Source organism: Pseudanabaena sp. PCC 6802 (assembly GCF_000332175.1).
Taxonomy (GTDB): domain Bacteria; phylum Cyanobacteriota; class Cyanobacteriia; order Pseudanabaenales; family Pseudanabaenaceae; genus PCC-6802.
On record NZ_KB235914.1, the window covers coordinates 4258047 to 4278456 of the forward strand.

General features: G+C 46.7%; 20 protein-coding genes. 5 read left to right on the forward strand and 15 right to left on the reverse strand.

Features of this window, described 5'->3' with window-relative positions:
- Nucleotides 1-171 precede the first annotated feature (171 nt).
- Nucleotides 172-402, reverse strand: a complete 231-nt coding sequence (locus PSE6802_RS30380; protein ID WP_019502890.1) for a hypothetical protein — start codon at nt 400-402, stop codon at nt 172-174.
- A gap of 40 nt (nt 403-442) precedes the next feature.
- Here PSE6802_RS30380 and PSE6802_RS33925 point away from each other — a divergent pair, with 40 nt between their 5' ends.
- On the forward strand, nt 443-670 hold the full coding sequence (locus tag PSE6802_RS33925) for a hypothetical protein (RefSeq protein ID WP_156815657.1): 228 nt from the start codon (nt 443-445) through the stop codon (nt 668-670).
- A gap of 280 nt (nt 671-950) precedes the next feature.
- On the opposite strand, the gene PSE6802_RS0125720 is transcribed toward PSE6802_RS33925, so the two are convergent.
- The 4 genes from PSE6802_RS0125720 to PSE6802_RS0125735 all read right to left on the reverse strand — a co-directional run bounded on the left by PSE6802_RS0125720 (nt 951) and on the right by PSE6802_RS0125735 (nt 8247).
- Nucleotides 951-4487: a WD40 domain-containing protein gene (locus PSE6802_RS0125720; protein WP_019502891.1), complete on the reverse strand. Its 3537-nt coding sequence runs from the start codon at nt 4485-4487 to the stop codon at nt 951-953.
- 9 nt (nt 4488-4496) lie between these two features.
- Nucleotides 4497-4949 carry a hypothetical protein gene (locus tag PSE6802_RS0125725; protein WP_019502892.1) on the reverse strand — a complete coding sequence of 151 codons (453 nt, stop codon included), beginning with the start codon at nt 4947-4949 and terminating at the stop codon, nt 4497-4499.
- A gap of 88 nt (nt 4950-5037) precedes the next feature.
- Nucleotides 5038-7131, reverse strand: a complete 2094-nt coding sequence (locus tag PSE6802_RS0125730) for a glycosyltransferase (RefSeq protein WP_019502893.1) — start codon at nt 7129-7131, stop codon at nt 5038-5040.
- Between the two features lie 27 nt (nt 7132-7158).
- Nucleotides 7159-8247, reverse strand: a complete 1089-nt coding sequence (locus PSE6802_RS0125735; RefSeq protein ID WP_019502894.1) for a glycosyltransferase family 2 protein — start codon at nt 8245-8247, stop codon at nt 7159-7161.
- Between the two features lie 1023 nt (nt 8248-9270).
- On the opposite strand from PSE6802_RS0125735, the gene PSE6802_RS0125740 reads away from it, so the two are divergent.
- Nucleotides 9271-9585 carry an RNA recognition motif domain-containing protein gene (locus PSE6802_RS0125740; RefSeq protein ID WP_019502895.1) on the forward strand — a complete coding sequence of 105 codons (315 nt, stop codon included), beginning with the start codon at nt 9271-9273 and terminating at the stop codon, nt 9583-9585.
- Between the two features lie 145 nt (nt 9586-9730).
- Nucleotides 9731-9919 carry a 30S ribosomal protein S21 gene (gene rpsU / locus PSE6802_RS0125745; protein WP_019502896.1) on the forward strand — a complete coding sequence of 63 codons (189 nt, stop codon included), beginning with the start codon at nt 9731-9733 and terminating at the stop codon, nt 9917-9919.
- 106 nt (nt 9920-10025) lie between these two features.
- Here rpsU and PSE6802_RS0125750 read toward each other — a convergent pair whose 3' ends face one another.
- The 8 genes from PSE6802_RS0125750 to PSE6802_RS0125785 form a co-directional block, all read right to left on the reverse strand.
- Nucleotides 10026-10958, reverse strand: coding sequence for a beta-1,6-N-acetylglucosaminyltransferase (locus PSE6802_RS0125750; protein WP_019502897.1), 933 nt, complete (start codon nt 10956-10958; stop codon nt 10026-10028).
- A 27-nt stretch (nt 10959-10985) separates the two neighbouring features.
- Nucleotides 10986-12248, reverse strand: a complete 1263-nt coding sequence (locus tag PSE6802_RS0125755) for a lipopolysaccharide biosynthesis protein (protein WP_019502898.1) — start codon at nt 12246-12248, stop codon at nt 10986-10988.
- Entirely contained in the window at nt 12232-13554 is a 1323-nt protein-coding gene (locus tag PSE6802_RS0125760) for a hypothetical protein (protein ID WP_019502899.1), read from the reverse strand. Before PSE6802_RS0125760 ends, PSE6802_RS0125755 begins: the two co-directional genes overlap by 17 nt.
- Nucleotides 13555-13579: 25 nt before the next feature.
- On the reverse strand, nt 13580-15079 hold the full coding sequence (locus tag PSE6802_RS0125765; protein WP_019502900.1) for a GumC family protein: 1500 nt from the start codon (nt 15077-15079) through the stop codon (nt 13580-13582).
- Nucleotides 15076-16146 carry a polysaccharide biosynthesis/export family protein gene (locus PSE6802_RS0125770; RefSeq protein WP_019502901.1) on the reverse strand — a complete coding sequence of 357 codons (1071 nt, stop codon included), beginning with the start codon at nt 16144-16146 and terminating at the stop codon, nt 15076-15078. Before PSE6802_RS0125770 ends, PSE6802_RS0125765 begins: the two co-directional genes overlap by 4 nt.
- A gap of 73 nt (nt 16147-16219) precedes the next feature.
- A complete protein-coding gene (gene secG / locus PSE6802_RS0125775; RefSeq protein ID WP_019502902.1) occupies nt 16220-16528 on the reverse strand; it encodes a preprotein translocase subunit SecG in 309 nt (102 codons plus the stop codon).
- Between the two features lie 64 nt (nt 16529-16592).
- The gene (gene tilS, locus PSE6802_RS0125780; RefSeq protein ID WP_019502903.1) at nt 16593-17558 is read right to left on the reverse strand and encodes a tRNA lysidine(34) synthetase TilS; all 966 of its coding nucleotides are present in this window, start codon (nt 17556-17558) and stop codon (nt 16593-16595) included.
- A 50-nt stretch (nt 17559-17608) separates the two neighbouring features.
- On the reverse strand, nt 17609-18340 hold the full coding sequence (locus tag PSE6802_RS0125785; RefSeq protein WP_019502904.1) for an Arm DNA-binding domain-containing protein: 732 nt from the start codon (nt 18338-18340) through the stop codon (nt 17609-17611).
- Between the two features lie 140 nt (nt 18341-18480).
- Between PSE6802_RS0125785 and PSE6802_RS0125790 the strand changes: the two genes are divergently transcribed.
- Nucleotides 18481-19242 carry a sulfite exporter TauE/SafE family protein gene (locus PSE6802_RS0125790; protein ID WP_019502905.1) on the forward strand — a complete coding sequence of 254 codons (762 nt, stop codon included), beginning with the start codon at nt 18481-18483 and terminating at the stop codon, nt 19240-19242.
- A gap of 25 nt (nt 19243-19267) precedes the next feature.
- Here the strand turns inward: PSE6802_RS0125790 and PSE6802_RS0125795 are convergent, their stop codons facing one another.
- Nucleotides 19268-19615 (reverse strand): type II toxin-antitoxin system RelE/ParE family toxin, encoded by a 348-nt coding sequence (locus PSE6802_RS0125795; RefSeq protein WP_019502906.1) that lies wholly within the window; start codon nt 19613-19615, stop codon nt 19268-19270.
- Entirely contained in the window at nt 19612-19866 is a 255-nt protein-coding gene (locus tag PSE6802_RS0125800; RefSeq protein ID WP_019502907.1) for a hypothetical protein, read from the reverse strand. Before PSE6802_RS0125800 ends, PSE6802_RS0125795 begins: the two co-directional genes overlap by 4 nt.
- A gap of 217 nt (nt 19867-20083) precedes the next feature.
- Between PSE6802_RS0125800 and PSE6802_RS0125805 the strand changes: the two genes are divergently transcribed.
- Nucleotides 20084-20392, forward strand: coding sequence for a DUF6825 family protein (locus PSE6802_RS0125805; protein ID WP_019502908.1), 309 nt, complete (start codon nt 20084-20086; stop codon nt 20390-20392).
- The last annotated feature ends 18 nt before the right edge of the window (nt 20393-20410 follow it).

The following is a 20410-nucleotide window of genomic DNA, read 5'->3' on the forward strand; positions in this document are numbered from 1 at the left end:
TGCGTCCCTTTTCCACGTTTTGTTCCAAACTCTTGCAAAGAAGTGTAAGTAATTTCTCTATTTGCCATTCCAACCTCCTTATCAAAACGTTAGTCACGGTAAATAAACCGTCAACTCACTGACTTTTTCAACCAACGCGTAGCGAATATACCGACTGATCGCCGAAATCTTTTAATCATTCACCACATACGTCCATCCCAGCACCAGGCTTACCCAGGGCAGCACCAACAGCGCATAGGGATTTCCCTTATCACCCAAGGCAAACACCAACACCGTACCAAATAAAGCCAGCGTCACGTACAGCAAGTTATCCCGAAAACCAATCCGTTGCACCTGTTCGTGCTTTAGCTTGTCATATTCTTGAAGGTACACATTCAGCGCCTGCACCTGTTCGTCTATCATAAAAACCTCCTACCACCGAAATTGAGTCAGGTTAAGACGATTGAAATACCAGCTTATTAATTCAGCTCGATCGCCGCCAGTAACTTCATCCAACGATCTCGCACGAGAACTTCCCACTTGCCCAGCTCAAACTCTTATTGCCAAGCACTCGGGCATCTACCTCACACCCTTCACCGACCAAATATCAATCCCGAAAACTGGGCTGCAAACACCTCCCGGCAAGGAAAAAAGTCGCTTGCTATTCCGATGCATTGCCTTAGGGGAATAAGTATAATCACTCTTTTTCACCACGTTTTAATTTTATGAAATCTATTTTGAAAAATATCAATAAGTCACAAATATTTACTTCTCGTCGTTGGGGATCGCTAAAGCACCGGAGCGCCATTGCCCCTTTACCAGATCGGCGCAAACGAAAATTTCCCAGCCAAAAATAGATTCAATAAAACTGTCCCGATTGAGAAGGGATTAACGTTCTTGCGGTATAGTTCGATCTCCGCCTCAGATCGATCCGCCAGGACAACTTTATTAAAGTCGCTAAAAAGATGTTGCTAAGTTTCAATCGCACCTAAAGCTTTTAAAGCTTCCCTCTGAGACTCGGTTAATCCTGTCACGTCCGAGATATTCATGCCCTCATAGGGGCGCTTTGCTCTTAGCGTTCTCAAGCACTGACCTGTCCCAACGTCCCATAGCTTAATGGTTTCATCTTCGCTGCCCGTAGCTAGCGTTTTGCCATCCACACTCCAGGATACAGACCACACGATGCTGGTATGACCTTCTAAAGTACGCAGGCTCGCACCCGTTGCCGCATCCCACAATCGCACGGTCAGATCGAAACTACAAGAAGCGATCGCTGACCCATCAGGGCTAAATTGAGCAGACCAGATCCGATTCGCATGCCCCTGTAAAGTTAGCTCCGGTGCTCCCGTGCAAACTTGCCACAATCGGATCGTGCGATCTTCACCCGCAGATAGGAGTTTTTTGCCATCAGGACTAAAGCGAACGGACATCACCCGATCGGCGTGTCCGCTCAGGATGCTGAGCAGTTCTCCAGATCGCGCATCCCAGAGTCGCACGGTCGTGTCTTCGCTAGCCGAGGCAAGGACTTGTCCATCGGGACTAAAGGCCACAGACGTGACACCATTTTCATGGCCTGACAGGGTTTTGAGCAGTTGTCCAGTCTGTACGTTCCAGATTTTAATCGTGCGATCCTGACTGCAACTAGCCAGAATTGGCTCCACCATACTCCAACTGACAGAATAGACGCGATCGCTATGACCCTTTAGCGTCCGCAGGCTGCGACCAGTTTCCACATCCCAGAGTTTGACGGTGCGATCTCCGCTTGCCGAAGCAAGTATTTGCCCGCCTGGACTCCAGGCAACCGCCCAGATGCGATTGGTATGCCCCTCCAAGGTTTTCAGTTCCTGGCCGGCATTAGGATCCCAAACGCGCACCAGATCGTCTTCACTACCACTTGCCAGCAATGGCCGCCAGTGCGTAGCTGCCATGACACTGCGCGGTTCAGGTTGCCAAGCGACAGACCAGATTCCGTTAGCATAACCGCGCACGACCTTCAAGATCTGACCCGTTTGGGTGTTCCAGATGCGTACCATTTGATCTTCCCCTCCCGAAGCCAGCAATGGTTGACTGGGACTCCAGTGCAATGACCAGACAATATTGGTATGCCCTTGCAAAATTTTCAGCGTTTGTCCAGTTTCGGGATCCCACAGCCGTACGGTGCGATCGCTACTCCCGCTAGCTAGAACTAGACCATCGGGACTCCACGCTACCGTACATACCCAGTCACCATGACCTTCCAACATCCGCACCGTATTTCCCGATCGCGCGTCCCACAATCGAATCGTTCGATCCTGACTGCCACTGGCAAGCGATCGTCCATCGGGACTGAACTTCACCGACCATACTCCCCCTGTATGTCCGGTATAGATCCCGATCGCTTTACCTGTCTGCACGTCCCACAGGCGCACCGTACAATCGTCTCCACTGCTGACAAGGTGCTTGCCGTCGGGACTCCAATCGATACACCACACCCCCCGTTCATGTCCTGCCAGAATGCGCGTGGTTTCTCCTGTTTGCCCGTGCCACAGTCGGATGGTGCAGTCCTCGCTACCCGTTGCCAACAGGTTGCCGTCGGGACTCCAGCTTGCAGACATCACCTGGTTTGTATGCCCCTGTAACGTTTTCAGGTGTTCGCCGGTTTGCCCGTGCCATAACTTGACCGTGGTGTCGATACTGGCACTAGCCAGCCTCTGACCATCTGGACTCCAGGCTACCTCCATTACCCGCCCTGTATGCCCGTAGGCCGTCCAAAGGATGCGATCTTGAAGTTGATCGTAGGATAAATCCGCACAGCGCACCTCTCCTTTACTATTCCCCGATGCAAAGTATTTACCGTTTGGACTGAAGACCAGCGATAACATCGATCCGAACGATCGCGTAAACCTGGTGCCGGAAAAATCCGACCCGCTAAAATTGACCTGTAGCAGTCGGCTCCCCGGTAAGTAGGCTTGCCAAATCGCAATGCCAGAAAAGTCATAGCCGGTGAGATCTAACTGTAATTGCAGACAGAGGTCTAACAGATTGCCACCTCCATAGCCCGCACGTTGGCTCGTCCGTAGCTCATGCAGAATGGCTGCCACCTGTCCTTCCACTGCGTTCAGAGAGGCAAAATTACTCAACAGCCTATCGGCTATTGGTTTTAAAATGCAGCGTACCTGACTTTCGCGAATGTAGTCTTTGGCCGTGCTTTGAATCAGGAAGTGACTTTGAAATAGAGATAACTGAACTCGGTCGGCAATCTCTCCACAAATCTTGTCAATCAGGCGATCGCTTACATATTCCATCACCACGGGCTGCTGCGCGTATTTGCCCAAGCGCCGCTCGATTAAGCTGCGCCAGCATAAGGATTCTAGAGCTTCCAGGATCTTGGCAGGAGCCGTTGCGGGAATTAAGTCAGCTTGCAAAGCAGGCATATCCACCCATTCCCGATGGATTGCCAACCAGAACATGATGCTTTGCTCGAGATCGGTGAGGCGATCAAATTGACTGTCGAGCAAATGGCGCACGCCATTGAATACAACTGCCCCCTGCGCCAAAAAAGCAGAGGCATCGTTGCCAAATAGTTCCCGAATGGAGGCTGCAACTAGTTTTAGCGCTAGTGGATTGTTCCCATAATAGTCCCCCAATTGCGATAAATTAGCTGGGGTACCAGACAAGCCTCTTGTTTCTAAAAGGGCTAAGGAAACTTCGGCGGAACCCTGGAGTTGCAGCGATCGCACTTTTGCCTGTGGGTCTTCTAGCAATGCCAGAGTTGCTAGCTTCTCGCGACTGGTAACGATCAGACAGCTTTGATGGTTCGTTTCAGCGATCGTCTGAAATAGTTCGTCGTAGTCTTCGTAACCATCCCGATATTGGCCTACCGTACCGACTTGCAAGATCGTTTCTAGATTATCCAACACGATCGCGCAACGGGCATTCCGCAAGCAAACCATCAAGTCTTTCAAACTCCCTTCAGTCTGGGCGCGGTTGGAAAGGAACGTTACCAATTCGTCGATTAATGTTGACAGGGGAGGCGCATTGCGAAGCGATCGCCAGATCGCATAGTCAAAATCACCAGCCACCTGATGGGCTAATTTCACAGCCAGGGCAGTCTTGCCGATGCCTCCCATACCCAAAATTGCCACCCAACGACATTTTTCCCCAACAATCCATTCCTCTAATTGAGCGAGTTCCGCCAACCTGCCATAAAAAACCGAGACATCGACCGCTTCTCCCCAATCTGTCCTGGTCGCACGCCCCCCAGATGCTGCGGATTGTCGCTTCAAGCTTTGGAGGAGCATGAAGCGAAAGTTGCGCTTATTTACCTTTTCTCCCAAAGCCTCGGAGAGCGATCGCCACAACTGAGACCCTATACTTTTGACATAATCCGGGTCATATCCCAGCATATCGGCAATTTCTGGATAATCTTTCCCTTCCCAGGCTGCCCGAAACACCTGGACTCTAACGGTACTCAAAGCCCCTTCTGGGAGAATCTGCTGTAACAGACCCAGAGCTTGTTCTAGTTCCATTAATCTAAACTATTGAGGATCGCTGTGGCGAGTCATCACGGCCTCCATTACGCTATCTAGAGAAGCACCAGCCACGATGCCGCTAGAGCAGTGATAGCAATTTGGATCTTGCTTGTAAAAAGTTTGGAATCCCGTTCGCATTTGATTGTCATTCATCACCCAGTAGCGCTGCAAAATTGACTCTGGTGCAAACCACCCCTCCCCCTCAATTTTGCCCAACTCACTATGCTGCAAGACAAATGTAAACGTACGCTCGTCAAACCCCAAACGTCCCTTATAGGTAAGAGTAATTTCGGGGCGTTTGTTGTCTGGGAAGCTAAGTTTAGTAATCATGGTGAACCAGCTATCCTGCGACCAACTGACTAAAGTTCTGCCACTCACAGGTATGGGCATTGAATTGCGCTCTAGCCAGTTCCCTTCCAATTTCCATCTACCAGATTCCAATAAAAAGGTGTGATCCACGTTGTTTGAATTTCCTGAGTGCATAGTTAATTATGCCAAAGTTCATAATTTTATTAACGTGCGTTCGACATTGACCTCTAGCCAATCGCTAGAATAAAGACATAAACAGGTTGCTAATTTTAGCTTTCACTGCTTCCGGACTATAATGACGCACGGCGGCGATCGCATTGTTAGAGATCTTCCGCCAGAGAGATTCGTCGGTATAGAGCTGCAATATACTCTCGGCAAAAGTGTCGGCGCTATCGGCAATCAAAGCATCAAATCCCGAATTCAGTCCCATTCCTTCCGCACCAATGGAGGTGGTTACAGTGGGCAGGCCGTAGGATAGACTGTGACCAATTTTGCCTTTCATGCCAGCGCCATAACGTAATGGTGCGACAAAAATGCGATGGTTTAAAAAATATGGCTCTACATCTTTGATATAGCCTGGGACGCTAACTCGATCGTTTTTTAAGGCTTTTACCTGAGGTGATGGGTTGCTGCCTAATAGGGTGAGCTTAATCTCGGGGTGCTTTGCCCATACTAAAGGCATAATTTCCTGGCACAGCCACGTTACGGCATCAATATTAGGAATATGGTAGTAGCCGCCAATAAACAAGATGTCATGGCGATCGCTAAATTTGGGAATGGGATGCTCGTAGATGTGGTGAATATTGGGAATTACCTGCACGTTACGTACGTCCAGGCTCTCCAGAATCTTTTGCTCGACAGCAGTAACTACAATTGTCAGATCGGCAGCTTGGGCAGCTTGGACTTCTGAAATTTGCATTTCCCGCCACTCTTCTTCGTCTTCACGAGTTTTTTGGGATGAAATTTCCCATCCGCGCTTCAAGCGCAGGAAGTGTAAATCGATGGTGTCGTAAATTAATTTTATATTTGGCTGCTTTTGCAGGACTGGGAAATATTTGGCGCAAAGTTCTGGACGGCACACCCAGGCTAGATCGATCGCGCTCAACCTGCGCTCCAATCGCAATTTCCAGTCCGCTTGCCTGTGCGTAAAGTACAGGACTTCGATGCCCATACTCTCAAATTCAGAGGTATAAGGCTCCTGCTCGTGGCCGTAGTCTGGCAAGAAAATGATGTGATATCCCAACTGTTGCAGGATTTTAATGATATTGAAAAGTCGATAGGAACCAGATTCTTTATCGTAGGCTGGAACTAAGGTATCTACGATTAATATAGTTGGCTTTGGTAATAGTCGCCTACAGGCAGCTTCTCGATGTTCTGTCCGATCCGTAAAATATCTTTCTTGTAGTTGCCCGTGCCACCTATGCTCTAATTTTGCGGCATCTGTCGAGTTGGGATTGCGATCTTTAGCAGCATCTTTGGGAGACTGGTGATAAATTATCTCTGACTTGGCTTGATAAAGCACCTTGCAGTCCCGGCTTTGCAACGCTAAACCCAAATCCGCACTGGCATATAATAAGGAATCATACGATCTGCTAAATCCTTGCAGAGAGCGGAAGAGTTGAGCGTCTACTAATGTGCCGATCGCGGGGCAAAAGTCAACCAATCGCACGTAGCTATACTCTGGTTCGCCAGCAAACTCAAACTGTCCGTATGGCCAAACGGAGCCATCTTGCCAAATTACTCCACCAGCGTTATGTAAATCTCCACCTGCGAACGTTAATTTCGATCCAATCGCTCCAATACCCCGATCGATAGGGCGATCGATTTCCCGTACGATTGCTTTTAAGTTCTGCGCCCAGCGATCGCCGATCTGGCAATCGCGATCGAGGAAGCACAGCCATTTCCCTTGCGCCTTTGATGCGGCCAGATTAAATCCCTCGATCGCACCTCGATCTGTCGTTAATCGAACAATCTGCACGCCCGAGACTTGACTGAGAAATCTTGCTAATTTCTTATCGCTACTTTGAGCATCATTAATGATAATAATCTCAATGGGCAACCTTGGTTCGACATACTTTTGTATCGATAGCAGGCAGTTATATGCATGTACGTGGTTGCAATCGATGTAGATTAGGAAAGAAACAACAGGATTTGGAGCGGTAGCTAGAGCGATCGGCTTGGGTCTGGGTAGAGGCGATCTAATGGCTCCTCTTTTAATCGCATCAATGGGGCCAAAGAAGAGAACGTGCAGGATTTTATCTCTAATTTTTTTGAGGAGAGCGACCCATCCTCCCTGAACGAGGGTTACTTTAGCGATCTCAATGTATCTCATAACCTGACTAATAACCTGACCAACTTTTCACTCCTCAGCCTTTAGCCCCAAAGTTTGTTTTATCCTCAGCCAGGCTGCCCTTAACTTCCAAAATTTACTGCTTTCCATCGCCGCAATTTTCGCATGAGTTTGTTCCAGGTGGACTTGCGTTAAGCTGAGCTGTTCGTTGGTTTGCCAATATTTTTCCCTTAATTGTTTGACTTCGGCTTGCATTCGCTTTTGCGTCTCCTCTAACTGCCGATAGGCATCGATCGCCTGCGATCGCAAGCCGTCTATTTCAGCATAGGTTTGGCTAATGCGCTCCGAACATCGCGCCACTAACGATCGCTTTAGATCCTCGTCTAGAGAGCTATAGGAGCGATCGCCCAGCATTTTGAATTGCAAGCGCCAGTCATCAAGCCAGGATGCACCCGATCGAGCATTTTGAATGCTTTGCTGGTTGCGATGCACGCGAAATCCAGCCAGAGACCGATCGATATAGCCAATCTTGTAGTGCTGCATAATCCGCAGCCACATATCCAGATCGAGCACCTGCATCAAATTAAGATCGAATAAGCCTACCTTGTCGAATGCAGCTTTAGCAATCAATACAGCAGTTGGTTCGCCAATTTTATTAAATGGTGGCTCCAGGAGTTTGGGGTCTGCCAGTAGAGATTGCCCTGGCTGAATTGCACTCAGACTCGTCCAGCCTTCAGTAATGTCAACATATACCCGATCTAATTGGGTGTCGTCACTGTTAATAATGTCTCGTCGCGCAAATACCAAACCTATTTCCGGATCTTGCTCTGCCAGTTCCACCATTTGAGCAACGCAATCTGGCGCGATCGTGTCATCTTGGAACAGGAACTTAACGTACTTGCCCTCAGACATAGTAATGCAAGTATTCCAGTTAGCAGCGATGCCAAATCGCTCGTGGGCGCTTAATTTAAAGCTTACACCCTTGCCATCTAGCAACTGCTTGGCAATTTCCACCGTGCGATCGCTGGAGCCATCATCAGAAATGATTATTTCAATAGGGGCATAGGTTTGAGCTAATGCAGCGGCGATCGTCTCAGCAATAAATGCTTCGGCATTGTAGGTGGGAATACAAATACTAACTAATGGCGACAAAGACACTAAACTACTCGGATTGCTTAACTAAACTATTTCAACCTGTAAATTTTTTATTGATGGCCTTTATGTACGGGCAGGTTTAGCTACAAGTTTTCGCTTATTACTGAGCACCCGAACAAAACCTGCCCCCTACATCAATGGATTTTTTACAGCAACAACTATTTCAACGCAACCAAAATAATACCTTAACTTGCGCAAAAGCCTTGCAACCCTGGAAATCTCCCCAAAGCTCAATGAGTCTAGCAGAAGGCTGCCAGACTCATGTCCGAGTTATTAACACTAAATCGCTTGCTATGGTTTACTAGAATATTGCGTTGCTGCTAACCTTCAGAAATTCACCACTGCCGATCGCAACCCGATCCAGTTTGTCTCCTTGAGCAGAGCAGGTCTTATATACACCCCTGTCACTAACCTAGAAGCGGGATGAAAAACTGTCACACCTGCATTGTAATGCTTAACTATTAGATCAACCACAAAGCCTACAACACAGATAAACTTCACCCACTCTCCCTGAAACTAACCTTCCAGGCTTCCTAAAGAAGCAGATATAGATTGTTCGTTCGACGGTAAGACAAAAACTAGCAGAAATGACATTAGATTGCTTTGAACGCAACTGACCTCGGGAGGAGGCACTGCCCGATGGAGCCAGCCTTATTTAGCTAACCTTATTTTGTAAGATATAGCTAAGTGCCTTGATTTATAAAGTACGCAAATTGCCTAAAAAATTCAAGCAATTTTTATATATGTTTATAAAACGATTGGTAACTTCAGGTGTCGAACCAAGACCCGATCTCAAATCCGCGTTAATTATCCGGTATTCCTCTACCGCGTACGCACATCTCTAAAGTGCTTGGGGTTGACGCAACTAGCGAAGTGTCGCTTAGCATAGGCATGAGGAGTGGCAATGTGTTAGTATGTGCCCAATCAAGATTTATTCGGTCGATTGATTTGTAATTATGCTTTTTGCAGACTCTCTCCGAATCAAATTTTCTAGTAACTGTGATTCTGTGATTCTGGAGATATAGTATGTCTATTTACATTGGTAACTTGTCCTATGAAGTTACTCAAGAAGATCTAAGCGAAATTTTCGCTGATTATGGTGCGGTAAAGCGCGTGCAAGTGCCAACCGACAGGGAAACTGGCAGAATGCGCGGTTTTGCTTTTGTGGAAATGTCATCTGACGCGGAAGAGGAAAGTGCGATCGCTGCTCTTGATGGGGCGGAATGGATGGGACGAAATCTGAAAGTGAACAAGGCAAAGCCTCGGGAAAATAAAGGTGGCTCTTTTAGCAGATCTAGACGTTCCGATCCCGAGAGCAATCGTTTTTCTAGACGTTCTTAGGACAGGAACTGACTAAAAGCTAAACAGAAGTAGAGACCGATTTTTGTCTGTACTTTAAATGTTTTAGGGTTTTAGTCGGCGTGTTTTTTGTCAATAGTAGTAATTAGGTAGTGACTAAACTTAAAAACATTATGAAGGAGATGGGATGACCCAGGTAATTGTTGGCGATCATGAAGGGATTGAATCAGCACTACGCCGCTTTAAGCGTCAAGTAGTTAAGGCTGGTATTTTCCTAGACATGAAGAAGCACCGTTATTTTGAGACTACAACGGAAAAACGCAAGCGCAAAGCGATCGAAAAGCGGAGACAGCAAAAGCGTATTTATCGCAAGTAATTACTGCAACTGGCTTGCATGCTTTCGATAGCCTAATATTTCTTCATATAAAGTGGGTGGTGTCATCATGCGATCGCCGCCTACTTTGTTATGTCTCTAACAGTACCTAGCGCAATACCAGGCTATCTAACCGATCTAAAATTGCCGAATCGGTTGCCAGATCGAATTTCCGAGCAAAGTGATATTCTGGAGTGGTAAGGCTTGCATAGTCCGCAACTGTCAGTACTTTGGGCCTACCATATCGAGTCTGACTAAAATCCACATACATTTTGTTAGCATTACAAAGATTAAACTGTCTGCTATTTACGAGTACCGTTTGCATGTAAGACTCATCGCTATTTAGAGTTTTGGCATAATACTCAACCAGGTCAGGATGCTCTTTAGTATACCGATAAAGGTATTCAACGCATTGCCGGGACAGTGTTTTGAAGTGCGACCCACCATAACAGATAAAATTCTGGCTAAAAGGGATTATCGGGGCGCGTCTGCCAATTGCAAAGCCATAGGCGAGATTAATCCGAGCGTACGGTTGCAGTCTATTAACTATTTTCTTGAGCGGTACTAGCAAACACATTTGCCATTTTGATGGGCTGTGCTCCCAACGCCAATACTGATAGAAGTAGCGCTCTTGCCCTTCTGCAAGCGTCCAATGACTCAACGGCGATAACACATCAAACCATTCCAAAAAGCCATCGTACTCAGTTGTGGCAAGAAATTGTTCGATACGCTCCAGTGGCTGGGTTGGATAGTCTTGCCCCGACAAATTAGTTAACCAGTCAAATTGAATATTCCGATCTAGCAACCATTCCACAGCATCTAAGTAGTTTTGCACGAGCGTGAAATCCCCTCGCACGCACTTGTTAGCGTTAATAATCGTCACATCTTTAAATTTTTGAAATGGTTCAACTGGTAATTGACAGTTTGTGGGATCGTGGTCGATCAAAATGAAAGCGCGATCGCTAGATTGTCTAATCGTACTGACCAGTCTTAAGATTTGCTGTGGATTTGCGTGGGTTTGAATTAAGTAGCAAACTTTCATATGTAACGATTCTGCATCCCTTTCCAGTTACATTTTGGACGCTAGCCTCAAACCATACCAACTTGCCCAGATCGTATAAGTGGGCAGAGCGATCGCGTGGGCGAGCAAAACTGCAAAACCTACTCCCAGCACCCCCCAATGCAGGCCGATCGAGATGGCGAGCGTAAGTACGATCGTAAATATAACGTTCCAATATAAATCTAGCTGTGGTTTGTCCACTGTCCAAAGCAAGCGCGAACTAGCATTAGCAAAAGGGCGGGGTATGGCAGATAAACAAATCAGGATCAAAATAGGAATCGCAGGCTTCCATTTGGCACCGAAGATGATGGGGACGTAGAAGGGAGCCAAACTTGCCTGTAAAACCATAATTGGTACGGCTACGATCGCAATGGTTTTGAGCGCCTCAAAATAATACTTTCTTAATAGGGTGGGATTTCCCCGAGCAGAGCAAAGATAGGGAAATAGGGGTTCGTTTAACGTGCTAATTACGTTTAAGCTAATGCCAATTCCAGAGCTAAAGGCAAAATAATACAATCCCAATTCTTTGAAAGAGAGAAACTTGGCAATTAGTAAATAGTCAATGTTAGACCGTAAAGTCCCCAGTAGCTCGACTCCTAGAAGGTTCTTACTGTAGTTAATAATTTCTTGCCAGCGGTGTAGAGTAAAAGCACCAGTGACTCGCCAGGGATGATATTTCAAATAAATTGCCACCCATACTGGCGCTAACACTACTTGAGGAATAATCATTGCCCACATACCCACTCCTGCCAGCAGGAGAATTACACACAAGCTATTGGTTGCCATATTGCCCACCGAGTTGGCAATCGCAAACACGTGCAGGCGATTTTCGCGTTGAATCAGACCTGAGGGCACTTCCGAAACCGCAGTGATCAAGTAGGTGATGCCTAAAAAACAGATTGGTAATATCAGGCGATCGTTACCGTAGAACCAGGCGATCGGAAAAGCGATCGCGCACTGACCCAAAAAAAAGATAATAGAAATTACCCAGGTCAACCAATAAACCGTCCTGCAATATTCCTCAATATCTTCTTCTTTAGCTTGGGTGAGTTTTTCCCCAATCCCAGTGCGAGTAAACACTAGCACGAACTCATTAACGGTTAAGACGATTGCCAACAAGCCAAAATCTTCTTCGCTCAGCCACTGAGCAGAAACAACGGTTGTCGCCAGGCGAAATACCCGGTTTACCAGTTGGCTAGCGCCCATCCAGCCCACATTCTGGACAAACTTACTAGAGAATTTCTGTTTGAGTTTGTCAATTAGAGATTTCATTTGAATTTGTAGTGTCCAATGTCTTGTGACTAGCTGGAGCAGTTTCCAGATTTAGGTTTAAATCCCGTCCCTGGCTTTCCTTAAATGCAATCCCCATAAATATTAGAGACATCCAGACAATGTAGACTGTTACTTCTAAGCTGTCAGCGAATGAATTTAAGAATATAACTAAATGAATATTAAGGGCAATCTTGGCAGTTTTGCTGGATTGGGCCTTAAAGACCAGGGTGACAAAGCTAAATAACATGGGCACGGCTAAGGCCGCAAACCCCACAGCACCTTTTACGAATAACAAACCAGTCCAGGTGTTATGCGAGCCAATGGGCATAAATTCGACTAAATGCGGTCCCCGTTCGACCGTGCCGTGCCCTACGATTGGGGCCTCGCTCCAGCGTTCGATCGCGATCCGATCTAAAGCTTCTCTAACTATATTAGAGCCTTTACGCAGGTTACGAAAGCCTTCAAAAAATGACTGATAGAACTCAACAATCGTATTAAAAAAAGCACCAGCCAGTACGCTGAAAAAGCTACCTAAAAACAAAACTACTGGGTGGCTAATCTTGGATAAGGTTTGAGCAATTAGCCAGGTAGCAGGCACCGATACAACGGCTAACCTCGAGCCAGAAATCCAACACATCATTAAAGAACCTGCCATACCAATGCCACGCCATACTCGATTTGATTCTCCCAAAGTAAGGGGAAATAGCATTGTCCCCACGTACCCTATAGCTGCTGCCCAAGGCGCGAATAAACCAATACGTAGCTTCCCATCATTAGCATCAAATAAATAGAGAGAAATGCTAAACGTACCAGCCGGAGCCCCAAAAAAGTTAAATGGCAGTGTATAGAGTGGGTTGGGTAATTTCAGCAAAGAACCAGCATAGTAAACGGGATATAAAATCAAAGACTGTAAACATAGAATACAAACAGCCCTACTGATAATCTGCGGGCGTATATTCAAACAACCAATTAACGGTAGTAGCGCCCACATCGCCCATCCTTTCCCCCACCCAAACGATGACTTAATCGTAGCAGCCAGGCCAAGATTAAAATTTAGATGACCGCCAACTAGTGCCACAAACATCATGAGCATAGATACTATCCATACCCACGTTGTTAGCGGGATGTTAATTCGATCCTCTGTGGGAGTATCCTTAGTCTGCAACCAGAGTTTCCACAGAAGATAAAAAGTTAACACCCAAGCAAGGATAGGTGGAACAAAATAAAGCGTGCCCGTGAAGTAAAAAACATAGGTTCCAATAATGGAATACCAGATAACTTTTTCTTCAAAGTTACGGGGCTGCATGTGTTAACTCGGACAAAGGTTAAACTTAGGATCGTGGCTTATTACTTAAAGGTGTTGGTGGAATAATTGCAGGATCGGTACCGCGATCGAGTTTAGGCTCGGGAGAGGAAGCTGCATCCAATGACAGTGTATTGATTTGATATTTAGATTGTCGGCGCTGGCGCAAATATAGTAAAAAAAACGCCGTGGTTGCAAGTATGGAACCGATAGATGCCCCCAGATAGACAAACAGTGGTTTAGGTGAAGTTGGAACATCAGGCAAACTAGGTTCGGATATGAGTTGCACCAGAGGGTATGCCGCAAAAATTTCTGTCTTGCCCAGATCCAGCTTGGCCAAAGTGGAGGCAAATACTGCTTCGGCAATTTGAGCGTCACGTTGCAGCCGCTCCAACATCAATGACTTCTGCGATAGCCGATTGAGCCTCGACTCTAGCAGTTCGATCTGCTGCGTCAATGTCTCATTTTGGGCTACAATTCCACTACGCTCTGCTTGAACGGTAACCAGCTCTTTAAATAGTGCATCTCTGCCAGTTCCATTAGAGTTAGAACTAAGGTTAAGGCGAGCTAAATTAGCTTGATTGATATCTCGACCTAGTAAAATTCTGGCTCGTTTCATGAGGGCAGTTTGAGCCGCTTCTTGCTTGGCAAACTCCTTGACAACTGAGGGATGATTCTTACCCCACTTAGATCTCAGCACTGTCAACGTTGCTGTAGATTCATTGTAGTCTTTAAGATTTTGTTGAAATAACTGATCGGCATTGAGCGTAAAAGCATTGGCAGCTTCCTGTACTGATAATCCCAGGTCAGATGATAGTTGCTGAAGTCGCTGGGAGACCTGCTGCTGCTGTGCCAGTGTCTCAGCTTTTTGTTTGCGGAGCTGCTCGATATTACTAGAGAGATCCTTTACCTGATCGCTCGAGTTCAAGCCAGATTTTGCTTTGTATTCCGAGAGTCGCCTTTGGGCATCTTGCAGCCTCTTTTGAGCCGATTCAAGAGTTGCTTGAATCCCTACGTCCCGCTTAGTCATTTCCTCAGCACGCAGTTGACTCACTTTGCGCGTCAGTGCTCGATAAAGCGCGTAGGAACGATCCCTTGCCTTTTGTGGTGAGGTAGCATCAAGATCGAACTGCAAGATGGTGGTGTTGTCAATCAGTTTGGATTTGGGCTTACCAAACTCTTTAGGAGTGATATTTAAGGATCTGGCCGCCTCTTCAATTACATTTTCGTCGTTGGCAATGTACTGGTAGTTAGCCCTGGGATCTTGAGAAGAGCTACCAAATGGAGAGGTACTGGAGGATGTGGCAGAGCCGATTTCGGGCAGGGTAAGATTAATTCCAGAACCAGATCCAGGTAGAATCAGAGAAAACTGACTGGTATAGCTGGAGGGAGCCAGTTTGAGATAGAGCACCCCAAAGCCCCAAATAATTGAATTGGCAATTATTCCCCAGAACAAATAGGATAACCCGGCATGGGAACCTTTCGATCCTTTGACTGGGGATGGTTCTATAGAGGTAGAGCCATTCATCTATTCGATCCTCCAAATATACCTCTAAGCAGATTAATTGGGTTTAGGAAGTCACCAATCGTGCGGGCTACGTCTCTAGCGTCTGTAAGTGATGAATCATAGCAGACTACACCGTCATCTGGCATGAGGAATGGGTTGATGGAATCTTCATTTGGCTTTTTAAGTAAATCTTCGATCGATCGCTCCCAGGTTTTGGTCGTTCCTGTAACGCGTTCTGTTCTTACTAAGACAGCAAAGCGACTGGCATTAGTAGCTAATGTACCGCCAGCACAGTTGCCAGAAATCACTGCTTGAGATAATCGCGAACCATAGGCAAACGTAGTAGCTTCGCGGGTGATTGACGCGCTAGCATTGCTACTTGCAGGCACGGTCAGGTTAGATAGGATCACTCTAATTCCCGGCGGGGTAATTTGCGAGGGTCTGACCTGCTCGTTATTAACAGCCGCGAGTTTGGGGACAACTATGCGATCGCCTGCAATTAGGGGAATATCTTCTACTGGTTCGCCACTGAATACCCCAGACAAATCGATTATTTTCTCTTGTTTGTCTCTGATCAGACGTATAGATTTAACATCTGCATCTGGGGTTACGCCGCCTGCGTTACGCAAGGCTGCGGTCAGGAAGCGCTCGACTGGATAGTCCCCTGTAGTGCGCTGCTGTTGCAATGCCCGATCGGGTGCCGATCGCGCGTTGATTAAAACTAGTCCGGGCTGGAATGTGGCACCGGCCACTGAAACCTGCACCGCTGCCCATTCTATAATCGCTACGTTGACTTTAATAAATGTGGGGTTAAAATAGCCCTTACCCACAAGAAGTCTGGTTAGCTCTCGCTCTAGATCGCTTAGTTCCAGACCTTTTACGGAAATTGGATCGAGATAAGGTACCTGAATATTGCCATCCAGGTTCACTTCGTAAATCCCGTTAAACAGTTCGCCTTCAGGTATAGTAATTCGGAGGCGATCGCCTGGAGAGAGGGGTAAGGCACAGGCAGGCAATGTGCCTAACATTTGATAGGCAACGACAGTAAGAACTGCAAGCTTAACGATCGGCCAGTTATTCAGTCCCATACCTAGTTACCGCGATCGCCCCATAGGAACTTAGAAATAATTAAAATCTAGTGTATTTAACCAAATAACAAGATTATTTACCACTAGGTAGATCGGTGGGATTTGTTTTAGGGAGAGCAGTTGGGGCTGGTTGCGCAGATGGAGTAGCGGTTGTTGGTGGAGCAATCAGCCCTGCACTTAGCGCCACAGTCAGGCTGAGGAACATTACTGTTAGCGTCCAGGTAAGCCGATTTAAGGTTGTTTCCGCACTCTTGGTACTGGAAAATAGTTGCGCTTGTCCGCCAATACCACCTAAACCATCTCCCTTAGGGCTGTGCAGCAGAATCAGAAGTATGAGTATGGCGGCAATTACTGCCCAAGCTATTTTGAACCAGATATACATATCTAAAAGCTCTAAAACTAATTTCAAAGGACTACTAACTATATAGCTTATCCCATCGTCCTGGCTAATTATGCCTCAGCCAAATCCAAGCACGATCTACTTCTGCCCAGCTTCCACCAGGGAAGCGATCGCAACGAGAGCGATGGGGCGCAGAGACAAGGCGGAGAAATTTCTCGACATGGGCAAAACTGACACTTTGACGCAGGTGATATTGCAAAAACTGGCGCGCGATCCGGCGCTGTAATGCTGGGTGTTGCTGGCGCAGATCGATGCGGTTAATTTTAGGTAAGTCTCCAGGTTGCCAAGCCTGGCTGGTCTGTTGCTCTAGATAGCTCGCATCTGCATGGAGCAGATCGGCGGTCTGCGCTAAGGCTCGCTCTATCTGGGGGTTAAAGTGCTGAACTATGTAGGGCATTAATTCTTGACGAATGCGATTGCGTTGATAGTCCAGGTTGTCGTTAGTACTATCAAGCCAAACTGGCAGCTCTAACTCCTGGCAGTATTCGAGGGTTTGACTGCGACTGATATCGAGCAGGGGTCTGACGAGAGCGAGCTTATCCCCTAGCGGACGCTGCCAGTACAGCGATTGCAATCCTTCTGCCCCACTACCGCGCATCAGGTTAAACAGGAAAGTTTCAGCCCGATCGCTTCTAGTATGTCCCGTGACAACTATTTGGCATTGTGCCTCCAGCGCCATCTCCTCCAACATGGCATAGCGCCATTGTCTTGCGGCGGCTTCGTTTTGGGGTGGAGCTTCGGCAGTCCGCAGGCAGAATGGCAAGCCCCAGTTGCTCGCTAGTTGTTGCACGTGTAGCGCATTCGCAGTAGAGTCAGCTCGCCATTGATGGTCGCAGTGGGCGATCGCCAGATGCCACTGCCATTTTGGCTGTAGGCCCCACAGTAGTTGAGCGAGGCACAGCGAATCTTGCCCGCCGGACACCGCAACTAAAATACTGCTGCTGCGCGGCAATAAGTATGGGGGTAAGTTTAACAGCCTATTTAATTTTGCCCGCAAGAGCTTGCTAACCATGCTAGATCTAGATCGTCTATCAGGTCTAATAGCGATCGGCAGTAAGAAGATTAGGATTCCGTTGAGAGCGAATCTTTAAGCGGTAACCCCTCACAGTCGCCGAGTTGACTAAAAGGGTTATAACTGAGCAGCCCCGATCTTGTTGCCCATTCGCAGCAAATCTTAATTTGCGTCAAAATATAATTTGCGGAACTGGGAGGTTGTGTTCTGCATATGTACCTGTGGATTTCGATCGCGTTGCCTACATGTTTTGATGGTAATTCCTCTATATAATTGCGGAATTTTTGGTAATCATCGATTAAGGATGTTGACTCAATAATGCCAGATAGCAGTCGTCGGGTCGTACTGGGCGTCCAGCTTATACCTGAGTTGCCAGAAAATGGCTCTGTGGGATCTGCTCCAGGCTCGTCCGCGCTACGTACGCTTTTGTGAAAGCGGTTATAGTTCTTGAGCGTGCTGGGAGTAGCAATTTGCTTGCTTCTAAACTCAGTATACTTATCCCATAAAGTATCTAGCATGGGTTGCTGTCTGATTGCCCTTGTCCGTTCGGGTGTTTGATATTTCGCCAGGGTTGGATCGAATTGGCCGATTTTAATATCTTGAGCTACCCGATTTGCTTGTGCTTGTGCTATTTCTCTATTTTCGGGTAGATCTGGCAACCCAACTGCCAGACAGTAGCGATCGCCTGCTACTCGAAAGCGCAGTCTCAGTCTTCCTTTAAATGACTCAACTACTACGGTACCTTTAGGTGCTTTTTTACTAGATGTGGAAACACTGGGCATGATTGAACTCGATCTTTAGAACCTTGCCCTAAATATACCCACATCAAGCAGATTTCATTCAGGATGGGGGCGTTTGGGGTTGGGAATTGGAACTTGGCTGAAGGCTGACCGCCAAAAGCTTCAAATACAGGAGGTTGTGATTGCTCGAAGTTATCTTTCTATGCGGGTTTTCTGGTTTAGCAGGATTTATCGACTCTATCGTCGGTGGTGGCGGTCTAATTCAATTGCCCGCCCTATTTATCTTTTTACCGCAGATCGCAGTACCCACTATTTTCGGCACTAGTAAGCTAGCAGCGATCGCTGGCACCTCAATAGCAGTCGTGCAATACACCAGGCATGTCAAGATTAGCTGGAGGGCTACTTTACCAAGCGCGATCGCGGCATTTATATTTTCATTCCTAGGCGCGCGCATAGTGAGCTTAATTAACCCTGCCATGCTGCGTCCGGCAATTTTAGTGCTTTTAATTGCTGTTGCCATCTACACGTTTGTCAAGAAAGACTTTGGCAATTTGCACGCGCCGAAACTAGAGGCGGCAATGCAATTATGGGTGGGGATCGCGATCGGGGCAATAATCGGCTTTTATGATGGCTTTTTCGGGCCGGGGACGGGCAGTTTCCTCACCTTTGCTTTTATTGGCTTATTTGGATTTGACTTCCTCAATGCGGCTGCCTCGGCGCGTGTAGTTAACTTTGCCACCAATCTCTCCGCCATGCTGTATTTTGCTGCTACAGGAAATATTCTTTATCAGGTTGCCTTACCTATGGCAGTTTGCAATATCACTGGTTCTCTAATCGGTTCAAGAATGGCCTTGACCAAAGGTAGCCAGTTTATTAGAGTTCTATTTCTAGTAGTGGTATCTGCTTTGATTTTGAAATTTGCCTATGACTTGCTAAAACCTTGAATTCTAGGAAACTTGCTGGCAAGCATTAGGTTCCGTCTGTTTCCTCTGTTACTTCACCAACAGCTTTCTGTGATGCATGACGAATATGGAGAATGCGAACTGTTGAACCACTCTGTCCTTCTAAAATTGTGAAAAGGACTCGATACGAATTACGCCCTTGACCGTAGAGTAATTGGCGGATCTCCTGAGTAAAATACTTATTTTCTCGTGCCAGGGGACAACGTTTAGGCATTTGGGACAGAGATGCGATCGACTTTAGCAGCCCTGAATACCATTGGCTCGCCTTTGCAGGAGAAGTAACTTGCGATAACCGTAGAAATGCTTTGTCTGCCTCAGCTTCTGCCACACTTGAAATTTCGATACTATACTTCATGAAGTAATTGGCAGGTTGTATCTATAGCCTTGTTCTTCGGCAAAATCTTGGAAAGCCCGAAATTGTCCTGCCTCAAAATCGTCTAATCCTCGCTGAATACCACTAATAGCTTCTTTTAAATCTTGCTCTTCCCACCTTAAGGCAGCAGTCAATAGTTCAGATGCGATAAAACCTACATCTTGACCTTGTTGTGTAGCCCTTTCGCGTAATAATGCTTCTAATTCGGGACTGAGAGTAACTACTATTGTCATTAAGTGTCCTCCTTTGCTCCAAAGCCTTTGCATCCTGATTTTAGCAAAACTATTTCAAATGACTTGATAACTCTGTGCGTGCAACCAAAGTGTCTGGACAAACCACTCCTCAAAGTAAAGGGGGGTTAAGTCCCTTGAGGAATTTAATAGTGTCGGCGATCGCCCAGCTTCAAATATCTTAAAATATGCTTATTGAAGATTTAGAGAGCCTAAAAACATGGGAAACCCACTAACTCGTGCTTTTTTCATTGGTAGAGCTACCGCCGAGGCTCTAGTCGATCTCTTGGAAGACAGCTTAACTGATGCCCTAAGCGCCTTGGGTAAATTCGATGCGGAACAACGGGAAAAATTCCGTAACTTTGCAGATAATGTGGTTACAAAAGCAACCCAGGCAGAAAACGCTGTTTACCAAACGAGTAGCGCATCCGAGTCGCTAGATTTGCAGGAAGTAATTGATAATTTGCGCGCAGAGATCGCTCAACTTAAGTCGGAACTGCAAGAGTACCGCAACCAAAAGCAAGACTAAAGGTGAATGGCACTAAAG

Coding starts and splice junctions, on each gene's coding strand:
- PSE6802_RS30380 (WP_019502890.1), bottom strand. CDS start 402: ATGATAGACGAACAGGTGCAGGCGCTGAATGTGTACCTTCAAGAATAT.
- PSE6802_RS0125720 (WP_019502891.1), bottom strand. CDS start 4,487: ATGGAACTAGAACAAGCTCTGGGTCTGTTACAGCAGATTCTCCCAGAA.
- PSE6802_RS0125730 (WP_019502893.1), bottom strand. CDS start 7,131: ATGAGATACATTGAGATCGCTAAAGTAACCCTCGTTCAGGGAGGATGG.
- PSE6802_RS0125740 (WP_019502895.1), top strand. CDS start 9,271: ATGTCTATTTACATTGGTAACTTGTCCTATGAAGTTACTCAAGAAGAT.
- rpsU (WP_019502896.1), top strand. CDS start 9,731: ATGACCCAGGTAATTGTTGGCGATCATGAAGGGATTGAATCAGCACTA.
- PSE6802_RS0125750 (WP_019502897.1), bottom strand. CDS start 10,958: ATGAAAGTTTGCTACTTAATTCAAACCCACGCAAATCCACAGCAAATC.
- PSE6802_RS0125755 (WP_019502898.1), bottom strand. CDS start 12,248: ATGAAATCTCTAATTGACAAACTCAAACAGAAATTCTCTAGTAAGTTT.
- PSE6802_RS0125760 (WP_019502899.1), bottom strand. CDS start 13,554: ATGCAGCCCCGTAACTTTGAAGAAAAAGTTATCTGGTATTCCATTATT.
- PSE6802_RS0125765 (WP_019502900.1), bottom strand. CDS start 15,079: ATGAATGGCTCTACCTCTATAGAACCATCCCCAGTCAAAGGATCGAAA.
- PSE6802_RS0125770 (WP_019502901.1), bottom strand. CDS start 16,146: ATGGGACTGAATAACTGGCCGATCGTTAAGCTTGCAGTTCTTACTGTC.
- secG (WP_019502902.1), bottom strand. CDS start 16,528: ATGTATATCTGGTTCAAAATAGCTTGGGCAGTAATTGCCGCCATACTC.
- tilS (WP_019502903.1), bottom strand. CDS start 17,558: ATGGTTAGCAAGCTCTTGCGGGCAAAATTAAATAGGCTGTTAAACTTA.
- PSE6802_RS0125785 (WP_019502904.1), bottom strand. CDS start 18,340: ATGCCCAGTGTTTCCACATCTAGTAAAAAAGCACCTAAAGGTACCGTA.
- PSE6802_RS0125795 (WP_019502906.1), bottom strand. CDS start 19,615: ATGAAGTATAGTATCGAAATTTCAAGTGTGGCAGAAGCTGAGGCAGAC.
- PSE6802_RS0125800 (WP_019502907.1), bottom strand. CDS start 19,866: ATGACAATAGTAGTTACTCTCAGTCCCGAATTAGAAGCATTATTACGC.
- PSE6802_RS0125805 (WP_019502908.1), top strand. CDS start 20,084: ATGGGAAACCCACTAACTCGTGCTTTTTTCATTGGTAGAGCTACCGCC.